The sequence below is a fragment of the Pseudomonas sp. JY-Q genome (genome assembly GCF_001655295.1).
GTDB classification, from domain to species: domain Bacteria; phylum Pseudomonadota; class Gammaproteobacteria; order Pseudomonadales; family Pseudomonadaceae; genus Aquipseudomonas; species Aquipseudomonas alloputida.
Genome location: NZ_CP011525.1, coordinates 5840222 through 5857189, shown reverse-complemented (window position 1 = coordinate 5857189; position 16968 = coordinate 5840222). Strand labels below are relative to the sequence as shown.

13 protein-coding genes are annotated in these 16968 nt (G+C 62.8%); 4 read left to right on the top strand and 9 right to left on the bottom strand.

Features of this window, described 5'->3' with window-relative positions; translation table 11 throughout:
- Nucleotides 1-70 precede the first annotated feature (70 nt).
- The 4 genes from AA098_RS26320 to rfbC are packed head-to-tail and all read right to left on the bottom strand — an operon-like array spanning nucleotide 71 to nucleotide 4331.
- A complete protein-coding gene (locus AA098_RS26320) occupies nucleotides 71-526 on the bottom strand; it encodes a YiiD C-terminal domain-containing protein (protein WP_004575932.1) in 456 nt (151 codons plus the stop codon).
- Complete coding sequence (locus AA098_RS26315) at nucleotides 526-1932, bottom strand: sigma-54 dependent transcriptional regulator (protein ID WP_003255789.1); 1407 nt, start codon at nucleotides 1930-1932, stop codon at nucleotides 526-528. Before AA098_RS26315 ends, AA098_RS26320 begins: the two co-directional genes overlap by 1 nt.
- Nucleotides 1929-3743, bottom strand: coding sequence for an ATP-binding protein (locus AA098_RS26310; RefSeq protein WP_003255788.1), 1815 nt, complete (start codon nucleotides 3741-3743; stop codon nucleotides 1929-1931). The genes AA098_RS26315 and AA098_RS26310 overlap by 4 nt, the downstream gene beginning before the upstream one ends.
- 42 nt (nucleotides 3744-3785) lie before the next feature.
- Nucleotides 3786-4331 (bottom strand): dTDP-4-dehydrorhamnose 3,5-epimerase, encoded by a 546-nt coding sequence (rfbC, locus tag AA098_RS26305; protein ID WP_003255787.1) that lies wholly within the window; start codon nucleotides 4329-4331, stop codon nucleotides 3786-3788.
- Nucleotides 4332-4608: 277 nt separating this feature from the next.
- On the opposite strand from rfbC, the gene aguA reads away from it, so the two are divergent.
- Nucleotides 4609-5715 (top strand): agmatine deiminase, encoded by a 1107-nt coding sequence (aguA, locus tag AA098_RS26300; protein ID WP_064615111.1) that lies wholly within the window; start codon nucleotides 4609-4611, stop codon nucleotides 5713-5715.
- Nucleotides 5716-5909: 194 nt separating this feature from the next.
- Complete coding sequence (locus AA098_RS29990; RefSeq protein ID WP_033726529.1) at nucleotides 5910-6116, top strand: hypothetical protein; 207 nt, start codon at nucleotides 5910-5912, stop codon at nucleotides 6114-6116.
- A gap of 66 nt (nucleotides 6117-6182) precedes the next feature.
- Here AA098_RS29990 and AA098_RS26295 read toward each other — a convergent pair whose 3' ends face one another.
- Complete coding sequence (locus tag AA098_RS26295) at nucleotides 6183-8252, bottom strand: TonB-dependent siderophore receptor (RefSeq protein WP_054888393.1); 2070 nt, start codon at nucleotides 8250-8252, stop codon at nucleotides 6183-6185.
- A gap of 473 nt (nucleotides 8253-8725) precedes the next feature.
- Here AA098_RS26295 and AA098_RS26290 point away from each other — a divergent pair, with 473 nt between their 5' ends.
- The gene (locus AA098_RS26290) at nucleotides 8726-10045 is read left to right on the top strand and encodes an OprD family porin (protein WP_003255784.1); all 1320 of its coding nucleotides are present in this window, start codon (nucleotides 8726-8728) and stop codon (nucleotides 10043-10045) included.
- Between the two features lie 30 nt (nucleotides 10046-10075).
- Here AA098_RS26290 and AA098_RS26285 read toward each other — a convergent pair whose 3' ends face one another.
- From AA098_RS26285 to AA098_RS26275, 3 genes are all read right to left on the bottom strand, one after another.
- The gene (locus AA098_RS26285) at nucleotides 10076-11743 is read right to left on the bottom strand and encodes an FMN-binding glutamate synthase family protein (protein ID WP_064615110.1); all 1668 of its coding nucleotides are present in this window, start codon (nucleotides 11741-11743) and stop codon (nucleotides 10076-10078) included.
- A 245-nt stretch (nucleotides 11744-11988) separates the two neighbouring features.
- The gene (locus AA098_RS26280) at nucleotides 11989-13356 is read right to left on the bottom strand and encodes an ATP-binding protein (protein WP_064615109.1); all 1368 of its coding nucleotides are present in this window, start codon (nucleotides 13354-13356) and stop codon (nucleotides 11989-11991) included.
- Between the two features lies 1 nt (nucleotide 13357).
- Nucleotides 13358-14077: a response regulator gene (locus AA098_RS26275; protein WP_064615108.1), complete on the bottom strand. Its 720-nt coding sequence runs from the start codon at nucleotides 14075-14077 to the stop codon at nucleotides 13358-13360.
- A gap of 140 nt (nucleotides 14078-14217) precedes the next feature.
- Here AA098_RS26275 and AA098_RS26270 point away from each other — a divergent pair, with 140 nt between their 5' ends.
- Complete coding sequence (locus AA098_RS26270) at nucleotides 14218-16515, top strand: TonB-dependent siderophore receptor (protein WP_003255779.1); 2298 nt, start codon at nucleotides 14218-14220, stop codon at nucleotides 16513-16515.
- A gap of 150 nt (nucleotides 16516-16665) precedes the next feature.
- Here AA098_RS26270 and AA098_RS26265 read toward each other — a convergent pair whose 3' ends face one another.
- A complete protein-coding gene (locus tag AA098_RS26265; protein WP_014860378.1) occupies nucleotides 16666-16872 on the bottom strand; it encodes a DUF3079 domain-containing protein in 207 nt (68 codons plus the stop codon).
- Nucleotides 16873-16968 lie beyond the last annotated feature (96 nt).

The following is a 16968-nucleotide window of genomic DNA, read 5'->3' as shown; positions in this document are numbered from 1 at the left end:
GAAATCCTGGGGCCGCTTTGCGGCCCTATCGCGACGCAAGGCCGCTCCCACAAAGGCCGCGTTAGTCGTACTAGCGGTGCAGAACGTACTGGCCGCTGAATTTCACTGCAGGCTCGTCACTTCCGGCATTGCTCACGGTGGTTTCCAACGTCAACCGCGCCCGCCCACGGCGCTGGTACAGGGTCAGGAACCGCTCCCAGGTTTTCTCGTCTGGCGCGGCACAACGCGCCACTGCCGTGCCGGTCACTGGCAACGGGTAGCTGATCTGCCCTTCCTGGATGACGATATGCCCGTCATCGATCCCCAGTTCACGCAGGCGCAGGTGCAGCCAGCCCCAACCCACCAGCACTGCTGCGCAGTACAGGCTGCCGCCGAACATGGTGCTTTTGTGGTTGACGTTGGCCGCCAGCGGCAGTTGCAGGCGCAGGGTGTGCTGCTGCCAATCGATCACTTCCAGGCCCATCTCGCGGGTCAGGGGGATGTCGCTGTGCAGTACGGACTGCAGGTACTGGCTATTGGTGCTCATTAACGGTTGTCCTCTTGATCGTCATGCCCGCCGCTGCCGCCGTCGAAGTTCAAGCCATGCTTGCGCAGCTTGTCATGCAGGGTTTTGCGGGGGATACCCAGTGCTTCGGCCAGGCTCCGCATGGAGCCGTGTGGCTGGGCCAGTTCGGCGGCGATCAGCGAACGTTCGAACTGCTCGACCTGTTCGCTGAGGTTGCCGCTGAGCATGGGCGCTGCCGGCGCTGCTGCCGAGGGTGCCTGGCCATCGAGTGCCAGTTCCAGGCCAAGGGCGAAACGCTCGGCGGCGTTCTGTAGCTCGCGGACGTTGCCTGGCCAGTCATGACGCAGCAGCAGGGCGCGTTGCGCGGGTTGCAGCGCATGCGGCGACAGGCCATGACGTTGGCTGGCAGCATCGGCGAAATGCTGGAACAACACCAATATGTCGTCGCCGCGTTCACGCAGTGGCGGAATACGCAGCGGCGCCACGTTCAGGCGGTAATACAGGTCCGCGCGGAAACGCCCTTGGTCGGCAGCCTGACGCAGGTCTTCCTTGGTGGCGGCTATGATGCGGATGTCCAGCGGGATCAACTGGTTGCCGCCCAGGCGTTCGACCACCCGCTCCTGCAGCATGCGCAGTAGCTTCACCTGTACATCCAGGCTCATGCTCTCGATTTCGTCGAGGAACAGCGTGCCGCCGTTGGCAAATTCGAACTTGCCGATACGGCGTTTCTGCGCGCCGGTGAACGCACCGGGCTCGTGGCCGAACAGTTCGCTTTCGACCACCGACTCGGCCAGCGCGCCGGCGTTGATCGCCACGAACGGCCCTTCGCTGCGGCTGGACAGGTCGTGCAGCGCGCGGGCCACCACCTCTTTGCCAGCGCCCGTCTCACCCAGAATCAACACGTCGGCGCGGGTGCCGGCCAAGGCGCCGATCTGCTCGCGCAGGCGCAGCATGGCCGGTGAATGGCCGACCAGGCGGGTTGCCAGTTGCTGGCGGTCGCTCAGTGCCAGGCGCAGGCTACGGTTGTCCAGCACCAGTCGGCGCAAGGCCAGGGCGCGGCGTACGCTGTCGAGCAGGGCGTCTGTGGCAAAGGGTTTTTCCAGGAAGTCATAAGCCCCGGCACGCATCGCCTGCACCGCCAGCGGCACATCGCCATGGCCGGTTATCAGCAGCACCGGCAGTTCGCTGTCGCGGCCGTGCAGTTGTTCCAGCAACTGCAGGCCATCGATGCCCGGCATGCGGATGTCGCTGACCACCACGCCTGGCCAGTCGGCCTCGATACGTTCGGCCAGGCCTTGGGCTTCGGGCAGGGCGACTACCTTGAGCCCGGCCAGGTCCAGGGTCTGGCTCAAGGCTTGGCGCAGGTGGGGGTCATCGTCGACCAGGATGACCTGGGCTCGGCTGTCGATCAGTGTCTCGGTGGTCATGCCGAGGGGTCCTCCGAATTGGGCAAAGTAGCGCCAGATGCGGCCACACGCAGCTGGAGGGTCAGCATTGCACCACCTTCCGGGTGGTTGGCCAGCAGCAGTTCACCGCCCAGGGCGCGCATCAGGCTTTCACAGATGGCCAGCCCCAGGCCCAAGCCCTGGGTACGGGTCTTGGTGGTGAAAAACGGCTCCTTGGCGTGCTCCAGGGCCTGGCGGCTGAAGCCGGGTCCGTTGTCACGGATGTACAGGTAGACGCAGTCATCACGCTGCTCGGCACTTAGCCACAGGCGGCGCGGGTTGGCTTTTTCGGTCAGGGCGTCGAGGGCATTGGCCAGCAGGTTGCCTAGCACCTGGCGCAGGCGCGTTTCGCCGGCCTGTACCCACAAGGTGGCTTCCGGCAGGTCGCGGATCAGCTCTACGGCCATCGCCCGGCGGCGCTTGGCTAGCAGCGCCAGGGCATCGTCCAGGGCCGGCTGCAGGGCCACGCTCTCCGGGGCATGGCGGTCACGACGGGCGAAGGCACGCAGGTGGGCAATGATCGAGGCCATGCGCCCGGTCAGTTCGCCGATCAGCTTGAGGTTGCCGCGGGCGTCTTCGGTACGTTGGTGGTCGAGCAGGATCTCGGCGTTTTCTGCGTAGCTGCGGATGGCGGCCAGGGGCTGGTTCAACTCATGGCTGATACTGGCCGACATGGTGCCGAGCACCGACAGCTTGCCGGCCTGCACCAGTTCGTCCTGCGCACGCACTGCCTCCTGCTGAGCGTTTTCGCGCTCCAGCACGGCATTTTTCAGGCGGGTATTCAGGCCTTCAAGGTCGGCGGTGCGTTCGGCCACGCGCTTTTCCAGTTCCTGGCGGCCACGGGCTTCGAAGTCGATGCGGTCGATGTAATGGCGCCGCCGTTGCATCACCAGGCCTGCCAGCAACATCAGTACCAGCAGCGTGCCGGCACCGATGGCCATTACCGTCTGCACCGAGCGATCAACCAGCGTGCGCGGGGCAAGGATGCTGACTTGCCAGCCAGTTTCCTTGATGTCGCGGGTCTGGGTGATCCAGGCCTGCGGGTTGAGAGCCAGCGGCTGTGGGGCCTGGGTCGGATAGGGCTGGATGGCGATGATGGCCTGGCGCTCGGCGTCGGTCAGCGTGCGGGTAGCACGGAAGCGCCAGTCGGGCCGTGAAGTCAGGATGACCACGCCATTGTGATCGGTCAGCAGCAGCTGCTCGGGCGTACGGCCCCACAGGGTTTCGGTGTGGTCGAGATCGACCTTGACCACCAGCACCCCGACGATCCGCTCGCGGTCCCGCACGGCCGCGGCAAAGAAGTAGCCGCGCTTGGCCGAGGTGGTGCCCTGGCCGAAGAAGCGGCCCAGGTGGCCAGCCATGGCTTCGTTGAAGTAGGGGCGGAAGGCGAAGTTTCGGCCGACGAAGCTGTCGTGCTTGTCCCAATTCGAGGCGGCCAAGGTGTTGCCGCTGACGTCCATCAGGTACATCACCTCGGCACCGGTCTGCTGCACGATGTCCTTGAGCAGGCGGTTGGCGTTGGTCACCGCTTCCAGGCGGAAAGGGTCGGCCAGCACGCCACGCAGCGCCGGCAAGTCGCCGAGAATTTGCGGCAAGGTCTCGTAGCGGTGCAGGGTGCCGAGCAGGTTGGCCACATACAGGTCGAGGGTCTGGCGGTTCTGCGAGGCCAGTTCTTCCTGGTAATAGCGTTCGGCCAAGTGATGCAGGGGCCACAGTAATGGGGCCAAGATCAGCGCCAGCAGGGCCAGGCTGCGCCAGCGGGGACGGCGTGGGGGCGTGGGCTTTGCAATCATCAGGTAAATGCGCCAGAAAAGTCTGACGCAATTATGCGCTAGTTAAGGCAGCAGTTCCGCCTCTGCCAATGGCAGGCCTACCTTGTCCTTGTCCGACAACAGCGGTGGTTGCTGCAGCCCCCAGTCGATGGCCAGTTGCGGGTCGTCCCAGCGGATGCAGCGGTCGGCGCCCGGGTTGTAGTAGTCGGTGGTCTTGTAGAGGAACTCGGCCGATTCACTCATCACCGCAAAACCGTGGGCGAAGCCAGGCGGAATCCACAGCTGGCGATGGTTGTCGGCTGACAGGTGCACCGCGACCCATTTGCCGAATGTTGGCGAGCTTTTGCGCACGTCCACGGCGATATCGCGGATCTCCCCGTGCACCACGCGCACCAGCTTGCCCTGGGTGTTTGCCACCTGGTAGTGCAGCCCACGCAGCACGCCCTTGATGGAGCGCGAGTGGTTGTCCTGAACGAACTCCACGTTCACGCCGGTTTGCTGTGAGAACTCACGGGCGTTGAATGCCTCGAAGAAAAAACCACGGCTGTCAGCGAACACCTTCGGCTCGATGATCAGTACTTCAGGGATTGCTGTAGGGATGATGTTCATAGCGGCTCGCTGGCCCGTCGTTCAAGTATTGACCCTAGTCGGCCTTGCCGGAAATTTCCGCGCGTAGCTGTAACAGGATGCATAAGGTGTGGCTATGGTAGACAGCAGGCCGCTCCTTTCACCAGACCAGCGCTGACTGGTATCGATTGTTATCGATTTAAATTCGCCGAATGGTGCGGCATTCTTCGATTGTCAGGCTTCAAATATCGATATATATCGGTTATAAATTGGCAAACGCCCCAGCACCCCCGGCTCAGGGCCATCACAGAGGTCACCCATGAAAACCCTCAATTCCACGCCCCGTGCCGATGGTTTCCACATGCCCGCCGAGTGGGCCCCGCAGACTCAGGTGTGGATGGTCTGGCCGGAGCGCCCGGACAACTGGCGCCTGGGCGGCAAGCCGGCGCAGGCTGCCCACGTAACCCTGGCCAAAGCCATTGCCCGTTTCGAACCTGTGACCGTCGCGGCCTCCGCCGGCCAGTACGAAAACGCCCGGCGCCAACTCGACCAGCCGAACATTCGTGTGGTTGAAATCAGCAACGACGATGCCTGGGTGCGTGATACCGGCCCGACCTTTGTCATCGACGGCCATGGCGAAGTGCGCGGTGTCGATTGGGGCTTCAATGCCTGGGGCGGCTTCGACGGCGGCCTGTACGCACCCTGGAACCGCGACGAGGAACTGGCCGCCAAGGTGCTGGAAATGGAGCGCTGCCAGCGCTACCAGACCGAAGGTTTTGTGCTTGAAGGTGGTTCGATCCACGTAGACGGTGAAGGCACCGTGATCACCACTGAGGAATGCCTGCTCAACCGCAACCGCAACCCGCACCTGAGCCGCGAGCAGATCGAAGCGGTGCTGCGCGATCACTTGGCGGTCGACACCGTGGTATGGCTGCCTGATGGCTTGTTCAACGACGAGACCGACGGTCACGTCGACAACTTCTGCTGTTACGTGCGCCCGGGCGAAGTGTTACTGGCCTGGACCGATGATTCCAACGACCCCAACTATGCGCGCTGCCACGCGGCCATGGATGTGCTGAAGAACACCCGCGACGCCAAGGGCCGCGAGTTCATCGTGCACAAGATGCCGATCCCGGGCCCGCTGTTCGCCACCGCCGAAGAGTGCGCCGGTGTCGACCAGGTCGCCGGCAGCCAGGAGCGTGACCCGTCGGTGCGCCTGGCGGGTTCGTACGTGAACTTCCTGATTGTTAACGGTGGCATCATTGCCCCAAGCTTCGACGACCCGGCAGATGCCGAAGCCAGAGCGATCCTGGCAAGGATCTTCCCCGACCATGAGGTGGTGATGATCCCGGGCCGCGAGCTGCTCTTGGGGGGCGGCAACATCCACTGCCTGACCCAACAGCAGCCGGCGCCGGTCAAGCGCTGAGCGCGTGATGAATAAAGAGGCCCGTCATGTGACGGGCCTCTTTTTTGCGCGGGCGACGCCCGGAGGCCCGAGCTGGCATACGTTTTGTATTGTTTTTCAAGCAGATAGCGAGATGGCACGGCCAGGCCGCGCCTCTGATCTGTAACAATACCTACGTAAATTAGCCGCTCACGGGCCAGGGAGTACGTGTGGACATGAACGCAGCAAGTGAGTCGGCTTTGCGCCCATCGGCAGTTGATCGCCAATCGCTCAGGCTTTTGGCGAAGCGGTTGAAACACCATGGAAGCATCAGGGTCAGGACGACCGACTCGACCGACCCACGACGTCTGCTTGCCGGGCGATACCCCCAAGGGTTGATCAGCGAAGCAGAGATGCAGGCGCTGATGGCGGTGTGGCACTGATTGATTGCACCTGTACCTGCCTCTTCGCAGGCATGCTCGCGAAGAGGCAGGTACAGGCAACTAAGATCAGAAACTGTAGCTACCCGTCACCACAAGGCTACGCGGATCGCCCACCTGGATCTGCGCCGCACTGGTCGCCGAGCTGTAGTAGGTCTTGTCAGCAATGTTGCTCAATGCCGCCCGCACATCCCAGTCATGGGTCCGATACCCCGCCAGTGCATCCCAACGGCCATACCCTGGCAATACCGTGGTGTTCTGGTTGTCCGCATAACGTTCGCCCACCAGTGTCAGCCCGGTTTCGGCGTACCACCCCAGTTCTGGCTTCCAGGTCACGAACAGGCTGCCATTGCGCTTGGCCACGTCATTGATGCGGTTGCCTTCCTGGCCGTTATTGTCCTTGACGATGATCGCATCCTGCAGGCCAATGCCGCCGCGTACATACCAGTTGCCGACGATGTTGCCGGTGGCAGTCAGCTCGATGCCGCGCGAACGCTGCATGCCGCTGAGCAAGATGATGTTCGGGTCGTTCGGGTCGCGGGTGCGGCGGTTGTAAAGTTCCAGCTCGTAGATGGCCAGGGTGGTGGTCAGGCGCTGGTCGAGCCAGTCACTTTTCACCCCGATTTCCTTCTGCCGGGTCTGCTCCGGACGGGTGTCGTTGGTATTGCCCGGCGCCCCCGGGGTGATGCCGATCAAGCCTCCGCCCACCGGCGAGAAAGTCTTGCTCCACGAGGCGTAGAACGAATGGTCGCGCCATGGCGTGTAGACCACGCCCAGGCGTGGGCTGGTGCTGTTGCTGTCCTGCGGTTCGCGCAAGCCATCCTTGTTGGTGGTTTCCACTTCGAACTGGTCAAAGCGTACGCCGGCGAGAACCTGCCACTGATCGTTCAGGCGAATCTGGTCCTGCAGATAAACCCCGCGGCTGTCGACCACGGTGTGGTTGTTGCTCGATACCGCCAACGTACCATTGTGCGGCTGGCTGGGTTTGCCCAGGCCTGGCAGGTTCTGGCTGCCGGCGCTGTATAGCAGCGGGTCGCGCCGCTGGTTGCCGAATTCCAGGCCCAGCAGCAGCTTGTGTTCAAGGCCCAAGGTGTCGAAGTCGCCCTCGGCCTCCAGGTTGTTGAACAGGTTGCGGGTGTTCAGGTCCTGCTGCCAGCGTTGGCGGGTCAAGGTATTGGTGCCGGCGTTGTAGCCCGTGACATAGGTATTGTCGAACTCGCTGTCGAGTTTGAACAGGCCCAGGGTGTGGCGCAGCTGCCAGGTTTCGTTCAACTGGTAGTTCAGGCGCGAGCGCAGCGACTGGGCGCGGTCGTCAATGTAGTCGCGATGGTCGCCGTAGGTGGCGCTGCGGCTGACGTCTGCCGGGCGGCCGTTGACACTCGGGATGCCCCGGTCTGGTGTGCGGTTGTAGCGGCTGTATTCGTACTGCACCAGCCAGTTCAGGTCGGGGGTGATCTGCCAGCTGATCGACGGGGCGAACAGTTGGCGGCTGCCGTCGACACCCTCGCGAAAGCTGTTGTTGTCCTGGTTGCCCATGTTCAGGCGTAGGCTGACCGTGTCGCTGGGGTCGGCGCTGAGGTCGGCATACAGGCTGCGCAGGTCTTCGCTGCCGGCCTGCGCTTCGATGGTCGAGCGGCGACCCGGCTCTGGTGCCTTGCTGACCCTGTTGACGATGCCGCCCTGGCTGCCACGGCCATACAGCACCGCCGCAGGCCCCTTCAGCACTTCGACTCGCTCGATGTTGTGCAGGTCGCGGATGTATTGGCTGTCGTCGCGGATACCGTCCAGATAGAAGTCGTTGCTGGCCTCGAAGCCGCGGATGCGTACGCTGTCAAATCGGGTGTCGGCGCCGCTGCTGACGTTGGGAATACCCTCCAGCGCCTTGCCCAGCGTGTTGCTGCCGTAATCCAGCACATTGGCGGTTTTCACCGTATCGATGGCCTGCGGCACATAACGCACGGGCGTCGAGGTGCGGGTTGCAGTGCTTACCTCCTTGACCCGCGGGTTGTCCTTCTCGCGCTCGCTGTCGGCGGTTACCGACGACTCCGGCAGTGTGGTGGTGGCGGCGCTGGCCAGGCTAGCGCTGAACAGCAGCGACAGGCCGAGCGTCAGGGGTGAAAGGCGGCAGGGTACAAGCATGGGCACATCCGGGCGAGCAGTTGAAAATAAAGTGCGGATGGTAATGCTTGTTATTTGCTCTTGCTCGGGTATTCGTAAAGGGTTGTCTTTACATATGTGTCTGTTTGTAACTACCTCTACGGTCACGCTTTGCCTGCTTTCAGGAAATTGTCCGCTCGATCAAAAGGCAATTTCCTACACAAGATAAATTGCCCGCTGATAGCGCAAACCTGCATGGAAATGCACCAGACAGGCCGGTGATTTTGGTTATATCAACCTGCATTTCACGACTTTTTGACATTTGTAATCGCACACGGCTAGGATTCGGCCAACGCCTGCTGGCCATGGTATTGGCCAAGCTGCTGCCAAGGGCCGCCGTAAACTTACCGGTCGGTCCGCCCGGCTGGATCCGCATAGCGTCGAACCTACGAAGGGGCGTTGGTTCCTGGCGTCATATTGCAGAGCGTTTTTGATTAAGAAATAAGGAAAACAACATGTTGAAAACCAGGATCAGCCTGGTCGCCCTGGCGATGATCGCCGCGACCCAGGCTCAGGCCAATGACCAGGCTGACAGCAAGGGCTTCATCGAGGACAGTCACGCCAACGTCCTTCTGCGCAACGCCTACATCAACCGTGACAAGAAGCATGGCACCGACGACCAGATCGAATGGGGCCAGGCGTTCATCGCCAACTTCTCCTCCGGTTTCACCCAGGGTACCGTTGGCGTCGGTGTTGACGCATTCGGCCTGTACGCCGTGCGCCTGGATGGCGGCAAAGGCCACAACGGTGGTGGCGGCGTCGACTTCTTCAAACCGCACGAAACCACCAATGCCGAAGGCAACGCCAGCTCGCCGCACAACCTGGCGCGTGGTGGTGCTGCTGTGAAGTTCCGCATTTCCAACACCGTGCTGAAGTACGGTGACCAGATGCCAGCACTGCCAGTGCTGCAGTACGACGATGCACGTCTGCTGCCAGAAAGCTTCACCGGCACCCTGATCACCTCCAAAGAGATCCAGGGCCTGGAACTGAACGCCGGCCGCTTCACCCAGGAAGCGCGCAAGAGCGCCGAGCGCCGTGATGGTGGTGGCCTGAAGTCGATCAACGTCTTAGGTGGCAGCTACAAGTTCACCGACAACTTCACCGCTTCGCTGTACACCGCCGACAACGAAGATGTGATGAAGAAGCACTACCTGGGCTTGAACTACGTCTTCCCGATCGCCAGCGACCAGTCCCTGACCCTGGACTTCAACGGCTACAAGTCGGACATCAACAACAAGTACGTAAAAGCCGCAGGCCTGAACGGCGACTCCAACACCATCTGGAGCCTTGCAGCCACCTACGCGTACGGTGCGCACTCGTTCACCCTCGCTCACCAGCGCAGCACCGGCAGCACTGGCTACAACTACGGCTTCTACCAGAACGCCGGCGGCGTGGGTGACGGTGGTTCCACCATCTACCTGGCCAACTCGTACTGGTCCGACTTCAATGCCGAAGACGAGCGCTCCTGGCAGCTGGGCTACGGCCTGGACTTCGGTGCCTACGGCATTCCGGGCCTGACCTACAAGCTGGCTTACGTGGTGGGTGACAACATCAACACCCGTAACGTCGCCAACCCGCAAGGCTTCGGCGAAGGTAAAGAGCGCGAGATCTTCAACCAGATCCGTTACGTGGTGCAGGACGGCCCGGCCAAGGACCTGTCGATCAAGCTGCGTAGCTCGTTCTTGCGTACCAACAACGCCGTGCAGCAGAACGGTTACAACGACGACGGCAACGAAGTCCGCGTATTCGTCGAGTACCCGATCAGCATCTTCTGATTCTGATCTGATGTATCGAACAGCCCCGGCCTATGCCGGGGCTGTCTCTTTTCGGCGAACGGTTACTGGTTGAGCCGGCGCTGGGCTTAAAGTCTCCGGCGCAAAACTGTCGCTACGCGCCATCCGCCACATCCGCGCATAAAACTCGCTTTCGATCGAGCCACTGAGTAATTCGCCCGGCTTGAGGAATGTGTGCAAGTCCGAAAACAACCCGATTTCGCTGGGGCTGATGCGCCGTGCCAGGTGCTTGGGCTTGAGCTCCGAAGGGTGCTCCAGGCCTGCGGCAGCCAACATCTCGGCCAGCGCGTGCAGTGTGTTGCGGTGGAAGCTGGCTACCCGCTCGGCCTTGTCTGGCACCACCAGGGCGCGCTGGCGCAGAGGGTCTTGGGTCGCCACGCCGGTCGGGCACTTGTTGGTGTGGCAGCTCTGCGACTGAATACAACCAATGGCAAACATGAAACCGCGTGCCGAATTGACCCAGTCAGCGCCGATGGCCAATACGCTGGCAATGTCGAAGGCGCTGACGATCTTGCCCGCCGCACCAATGCGGATGCTGGAGCGCAGGTTCAGGCCGACCAACGTGTTGTGCACGAACATCAGGCCTTCGCGCATTGGCACGCCCATGTTGTCGCTGAACTCGCGAGGTGCCGCGCCGGTGCCGCCTTCCTTGCCATCGACAACGATGAAGTCAGGGGTGATGCCGGTGGCGAGCATGGCCTTGGCAATGCCCATGAATTCCCAAGGGTGGCCCAGGCAGAACTTGAAGCCCACGGGTTTGCCGCCCGAAAGCTCGCGCAGGCCGGCTACGAACTGCAGCAGCTCGACCGGCGTGCGGAAGGCGCTGTGCGCCGCCGGCGAGATGCAGTCCTCGCCTACACGTACGCCACGGGTCTCGGCAATTTCGGGGCTGACCTTGTGCCCCGGTAAAATGCCGCCGTGGCCAGGCTTGGCGCCCTGGCTGAGCTTGATCTCGATCATCTTCACCTGTGCCGAGCGGGCCTGTTCGGCGAAGCGCTGTGGGTCGAAACGACCGTCCTCGGTGCGGCAGCCGAAGTAGCCGCTGCCAATTTCCCAGATCAGGTCGCCGCCGTGTTCACGGTGGTACGGGCTGATACTGCCTTCGCCGGTGTCATGGGCAAACCGGCCCATGCGCGCGCCGCGGTTGAGCGCAGCGATGGCGTTGGCGCTGAGGGCGCCGAAACTCATCGCCGAGATGTTGAAGATCGAGGCCGAGTAGGGCACTCGGCATTGCGGCCCGCCGATGGCAATGCGGAACGACGCAGGGTCTGGCGTGGCCACCGGTAGCATGGAATGGCTGATGAATTCGAAACCAGGTTTGTAGGCGTCGTTGAGTGTGCCGAACGCTTTCTCGGCGCTTTCGTTCTTGGCGCGGGCGTAGACCAGCGAGCGTTGCGAGCGGGAGAACGGCAGCTTGTCGTCGTCACCTTCGATCAGGTACTGGCGGATTTCCGGGCGGATGGTTTCGATCAGGTAACGGATATTGCCCAGGATCGGGTAGTTGCGTCGCACCGCATGGTGGCTTTGGCGCAGGTCATTCAGGCCGACCAGGCTGAGCAGCGCGGTGATCAGCGTTACCGGCCACAGCCAGGCATGCTGGGCCAGCAGGGGCAGGCTGGCGAAGGTGAAGGCAAGGCAGAGTACGAAGCAGGCGTAGCGGCTGGGAAGAGAGTGTTTCATGGGTCCATCGCAGGCAGGATGACCGGGCCTAGGATAGGCAAACGCAGGGGACGGAAAACCTGGGTAATCGGTAAAAGACTGTTACCTGATTGCGAACTCCCAGGTCTGCGCAGCCCTATTTTGTGGGAGCGGCCTTGTGTCGCGATGGGCTGCGCAGCAGCCCCAGATATTGGTGTCACGGCACTAATCGTCGGGGCTGCTGCGCAGCCCATCGCGACACAAGGCCGCTTCCACAGAAGATCGCGTTAGCCTGGCAGCAGTATGCTGACCCGCAACCCACCGCTCTCACGGTTCGACAGCATCAGCTCACCCCCATGGCTGGTGGCGATCCGCTGGGCAATGCTCAACCCCAACCCATATCCGCCGGACGCCTGGTTACGCGACCCGTCACCGCGCACGAAGGGGTCGGTAATGGTCGCCAGCAGGCCCGGGGCAATCCCTGGCCCGCAGTCGTCGATATGGATCAATACACCTGTGGTGGCCCGTTCCAACGTGACCGAAATGTTCTTGGCGTAGCGCAACGCGTTGACCAACAAGTTTTGCAGGCAGCGCTGCAACAGCAAGGCATCTACCCGCAAGTTGCCCGCCTTGCCGTGCACCGGAAGTGGTTCTGCGGCAGTGGCCAGGTCCGCACACTGGCGCGCGACCAATCGGTCCAGGTCCACCTGCTGCAGATTCCGCTGCTCCCCCGCACGCAGGTAGTCCAGAACCTGACCGATCATATCGTCCATCTGCGTGATGTTCTGCCGCAAGCGCTGGCGGTGTTCGTCATCGGGTAAGCGCTCCAGACGCAGGCGCATGCGGGTGAGTGGGGTGCGCAGGTCATGAGACACGGCTGCCAGGAAGTAGGCCTTGTCGTTGACCATGGCAATCAGCCGCTGCTGCATCGCGTTGAACGCCTGCGCCGCCTGGCGCACTTCCTCCGGGCCATCCAGTGCCAGGGGTGGCTGCTCGAGGTTGCTGCCCAGGCCGCGTGCGGCATCGGCCAGGCGCCGCAACGGGCGCAGGCACAGGCGCACGGCAACCAGGCATACCAGCAACACCGCGACGATGCGCAGCGCATACACCCGCAGCAGGTAATCGCTGATCAGCACCCAGGCCGACTCGCCGCTCCAGCCCTGCAGTTCCTGGCCCGCAACGGTCAGCCAGTGGCCATCGGCCAGCGGCACCGCGAACTGGATATGCGCCTGGGCTGTGCGCAGGCCGAACAGGCTGCGCCAGACGATCGGCTGGCCCAGTTCGTCGGTGAGTTGCACGTTCATCAGGCGCACGTCCTGGGCATGCCCCAGCTCGTACTTCAGGGCCTGCTGCAACAACAGCTCGACCCGCCTGTGTCCGCGGCGCTCGTCATGCTCTTGCGCAGGCAGGCTTTCGACGCAGTGAAGCTGGTAGTGGGCTGGCGCCTGCAGCGTACCGCCGTGGCAGTCGGCCTGGGCAATCAGGGGGGCGCTGCGTGCAGCAACCAGTCGCACGGGCACCTCTAGCGCCTGAGCGAAACGCACATCGAACCAGATGCTGCTCGACATCAACTGGATCACCAGCGTGCCACTGACCATGATCAGCAGCAGTTGACCAAACAAGGTGCGGGGCCATAGCCGGTGAAACCAGCGCATGTCAGACACCAGCCGCGAGGGGGGCGAGACTCAGCAGGTAGCCTTCGTTACGGATGGTCAGGATTTGCGCGGTCCCCGCCGGCGCCCGGCGCAGCTGCTGGCGCAGGCGGCTGACACACATGTCCACGGAACGGTCGTCGGGCAGGTGGTCGCGGCCGAACGCGCTGCGGGTCAGTTGGTCACGGGAGACCACACGGTTGTTGGCTTCCAGCAGTTCGCGCAGCACGCGGTAGTCGGAGCGCGGCAGGGTCAGGGTCTCGCCATCCGGGCGGGTGAGCAGGCGCTTGACGTGTTCCAGGCGAAAGCCTGCGAACAGCTGGGCGTCCACCATAGGTTCTTCGGCAGAGGTGCCCAGGCGTTGCGGACGACGCAGTACGGCTTTGATCCGGGCGATCAGTTCGCGTGGTTCGAAGGGCTTGGCCAGATAGTCGTCGGCGCCTACTTCCAGGCCGATGATGCGGTCCAGCGTGCTGCCCTTGGCTGACAGCATGATCACTGCCAACCCAGGTGTGGCCTGCAACTGCCTGCACAGGCTAAGGCCGTCCTCGCCCGGCAGCATCAGGTCGAGCACCACCAGCTCCACTTTGTGCCGGGCCAGCTGGTCACGCATCTGTTGACCGTCGGCTGCCGCCAGCACGCTGTAGCCGGCATCGGTCAGGTAATCACAAAGAAGTTCGCGGATCTCGTCGTCATCATCGACAACCAGCAGGGTCGTGCTCATGCAGAAAAACACCTGTTAGGTGAGGGCCGGCGGCGCTCGTTACGTTCAATTACATCCCCGTACATGTCGGGTCTGGAGCCCGGAGGGCTGATCCCTAGAATCCTAACAAAAAATCATCTGCAAATACGAAGCCTTCCCAAATGAATCCCCAAAGCATCACGCCAGTGTTCACCCCCTTCAGTCAAAGCGGCAATTGCCTCAAGCCGCTGGCCTTCTGCGTCGCCGTCGCCATCAGCGGTGGTGCAGTGGCTGCCGACGGCAAACCCCTTGAACTCGACGCCACACAGATCGAAGACAGCGCAGTACTGCCTGCCGACGATGCCGGCCAGTTGGGCTACACGGTCGAGAGCACCCGCAGCTCCACTGGCCTGGCACTGACGCCACGGCAGACACCGCAATCGGTTACCACCATCACCCGCCAGCAGATGGATGACCGCGACATCCATACCATCGAGCAGGCATTGGAAACCGCCCCAGGCGTAACGGCCAACAAGTCCGAGGTGGGTGGGCGCACCGACTACCGCGCGCGTGGTTACTCGATCAGCAACTGGAAGGTTGATGGCCTGCAGACCCAGGGCGGCTCCGATTTCAGTGGCAGCGGCAATGCGCTGAACATGGACCTGTACGAACGCATCGACATCGTGCGCGGCGCCAACGGCCTGCTGGGCGGCACCGGCGACCCCTCGGCCACCGTCAACCTGATCCGCAAGGCACCGACCAAAACCTTCGGCGGCAGCGCTTATGCCACTTATGGCAGCTGGGACAAGCGTCGTCTGGGGGCGGACTTGAACCTGCCGCTGTCCGAAGATGGCCGCCTGCGTTCGCGCTTCGTGATGACCCAGCAGGATGCCAACTCCTTCCGCGACAACCAGTCCGAACGTTCCCGCGCCGCGTTGGCCAATTTCGAGTTCGACCTGGACGACGCCACTACCTTGGGCGCCGGTTACCAGTATGAATACAACAAGGTCGTGGGTGGCGGCTGGGGCGCGAACATCCCGATCTGGTACCGCGACGGCAGCAAGACCGACTTGCCGCGCAGCACCAACGTGGTGCCCAGCTGGAGCTTTGGCGAGTACACCACCCGCACTGCGTTCGGTTCGCTTGAGCACCGCTTCGACAACGACTGGACCCTGGACCTGAAAGCCGCCCAAGCCACCACCGAAGCCCTGAACCATCGCGGCCTTGCCAAGGTGAACTCAGCTGGGCGCGGCAGCTACGGTGGCTATTGGGACCAGGACGGCAGCGGCGCCGTGCTGAACGGTTTGCACAGCTCCAGCGACACCACCCAGCAGTCGGCGCAGATCGACCTCTCCGGCCCGTTCCAGCTGTTTGGCCGCACCCACCAGGCCATGGTCGGCTACAACGACAGCCGCACCGTCGGCTGGTCGCCTCAGTACACCTGCACCATGGTCGGCGACGGCATGACCAGCGCGCCTGCACTGGGTTGCCAGTTCCGCGCCAACAACGGCTTCCCGGTGACCGACTGGCACAATGGCGTGGATGACGACTACGACCTCATCGCCTCGCGCACCGGCCTTCACAGCAAGACCACCACCCGTCTGCAGGGCATGTACGCCGCCACCCGCCTGAGCATCACCGACCCGCTATCGGTAATCGTGGGCGTGCGCACCAGCAACTATTCCTCGGTCACCCGCAGCGTGGCTGGCGAGCGCAGCAGCCAGGAAGAAAACGGCATCGTCACCCCCTACCTGGGCGCGGTGTATGACCTCAACGACAACTACTCGGTGTATGCCAGCTACACCGATATCTTCACGCCGCAAACGTCTGAAACCAGCAGCGGCAGCAAGGTCGAGCCGATTCGTGGGCAAAGCTACGAGACAGGTATCAAGGGTGAGTGGTTCGATGGCCGCCTGAACGCCTCGGCGGCGTACTTCCGCACCAAGCAGGAAAACAAGGCCGTGTTGGACGGCGACCTGACCACCCCGACTGGCGGCAGCGCCTACAAGGCCGGCTCCGGGCAGGAAACCGACGGTATCGACCTGGAAGTCGCAGGCGCCCTGACCCCCAACTGGAACGTCTACGCCGGCTACACCTATCTGCACTTCCGCCGCGTCGACAGCGACGGCCGCAGCGACCCGTCGCACCTGTTCAAGGCCTCCACCACCTACCGCCTGAGCGGCCCGCTCGACCGCCTGACCCTGGGCGCCGGCGTGACTGCGCAGACCAACATCCGCGCCATCTCCAGCCCGGCTGGCCAGCCTACGAACGGTGTGAGCAATGGTGCCACTGACGTGAACTGGTCCGGTTATGCCATCTGGAATGCCATGGCCAAGTATCAGCTCACCGACAACACCAGTGTCAGCCTCAACGCCAACAACCTGTTCGACAAGCACTACTACAGCCAGTACGGGTTCTATGCCGGGGCGATCTACGGCGACCCGCGTAACCTGTCGTTGACGGTAAGCACCGCGTTCTGATCAAGCCCTTCCACAAGGCCTGGCGCTGTACCTGTAGGAGCGGGTTCACCCGCGAACACCGGCGAAGCCGGTGCCTGCACGCGCATCGCCCGCTCCCACAGAACCAGCGCTGGGTTAAAGGCCTGCGCTGGGCCGCCAAGCGGCCCTTTCTTACCTGGGCTCTACCGCTTGCCCTGGATCAACCGGCTTCTCCAACTGGCCCTCGAAGCTATCCCAATCCTCGCCAAACAGCTCCACCGGATGCATGGTCCGGTCTGCGCCATTGCCACAGGCTAGCGCCTTGGCAGGGCAGTACAGGTCGCAACCCCAGCAGATACGCTCGGGGTGGCGAGGGTTTGTGGGGAATCTCTTGGCCATGCTCATCCTCCCTCAGGGCTGCCTGTTCTGAACGTAAACCCCTCGCCCAGCCCGCCGTTTGACCGCCATCAATCCATTGGCGATCCACTGAGGTGA

Bases quoted from the DNA above. Each gene is read 5' to 3' on its own strand.
- AA098_RS26275 (WP_064615108.1), bottom strand. From the start codon at position 14,077: ATGAGCACGACCCTGCTGGTTGTCGATGATGACGACGAGATCCGCGAA.
- aguA (WP_064615111.1), top strand. From the start codon at position 4,609: ATGAAAACCCTCAATTCCACGCCCCGTGCCGATGGTTTCCACATGCCC.
- AA098_RS26295 (WP_054888393.1), bottom strand. From the start codon at position 8,252: ATGCTTGTACCCTGCCGCCTTTCACCCCTGACGCTCGGCCTGTCGCTG.
- rfbC (WP_003255787.1), bottom strand. From the start codon at position 4,331: ATGAACATCATCCCTACAGCAATCCCTGAAGTACTGATCATCGAGCCG.
- AA098_RS26290 (WP_003255784.1), top strand. From the start codon at position 8,726: ATGTTGAAAACCAGGATCAGCCTGGTCGCCCTGGCGATGATCGCCGCG.
- AA098_RS26320 (WP_004575932.1), bottom strand. From the start codon at position 526: ATGAGCACCAATAGCCAGTACCTGCAGTCCGTACTGCACAGCGACATC.
- AA098_RS29990 (WP_033726529.1), top strand. From the start codon at position 5,910: ATGAACGCAGCAAGTGAGTCGGCTTTGCGCCCATCGGCAGTTGATCGC.
- AA098_RS26265 (WP_014860378.1), bottom strand. From the start codon at position 16,872: ATGGCCAAGAGATTCCCCACAAACCCTCGCCACCCCGAGCGTATCTGC.
- AA098_RS26310 (WP_003255788.1), bottom strand. From the start codon at position 3,743: ATGATTGCAAAGCCCACGCCCCCACGCCGTCCCCGCTGGCGCAGCCTG.
- AA098_RS26280 (WP_064615109.1), bottom strand. From the start codon at position 13,356: ATGCGCTGGTTTCACCGGCTATGGCCCCGCACCTTGTTTGGTCAACTG.
- AA098_RS26270 (WP_003255779.1), top strand. From the start codon at position 14,218: ATGAATCCCCAAAGCATCACGCCAGTGTTCACCCCCTTCAGTCAAAGC.
- AA098_RS26315 (WP_003255789.1), bottom strand. From the start codon at position 1,932: ATGACCACCGAGACACTGATCGACAGCCGAGCCCAGGTCATCCTGGTC.
- AA098_RS26285 (WP_064615110.1), bottom strand. From the start codon at position 11,743: ATGAAACACTCTCTTCCCAGCCGCTACGCCTGCTTCGTACTCTGCCTT.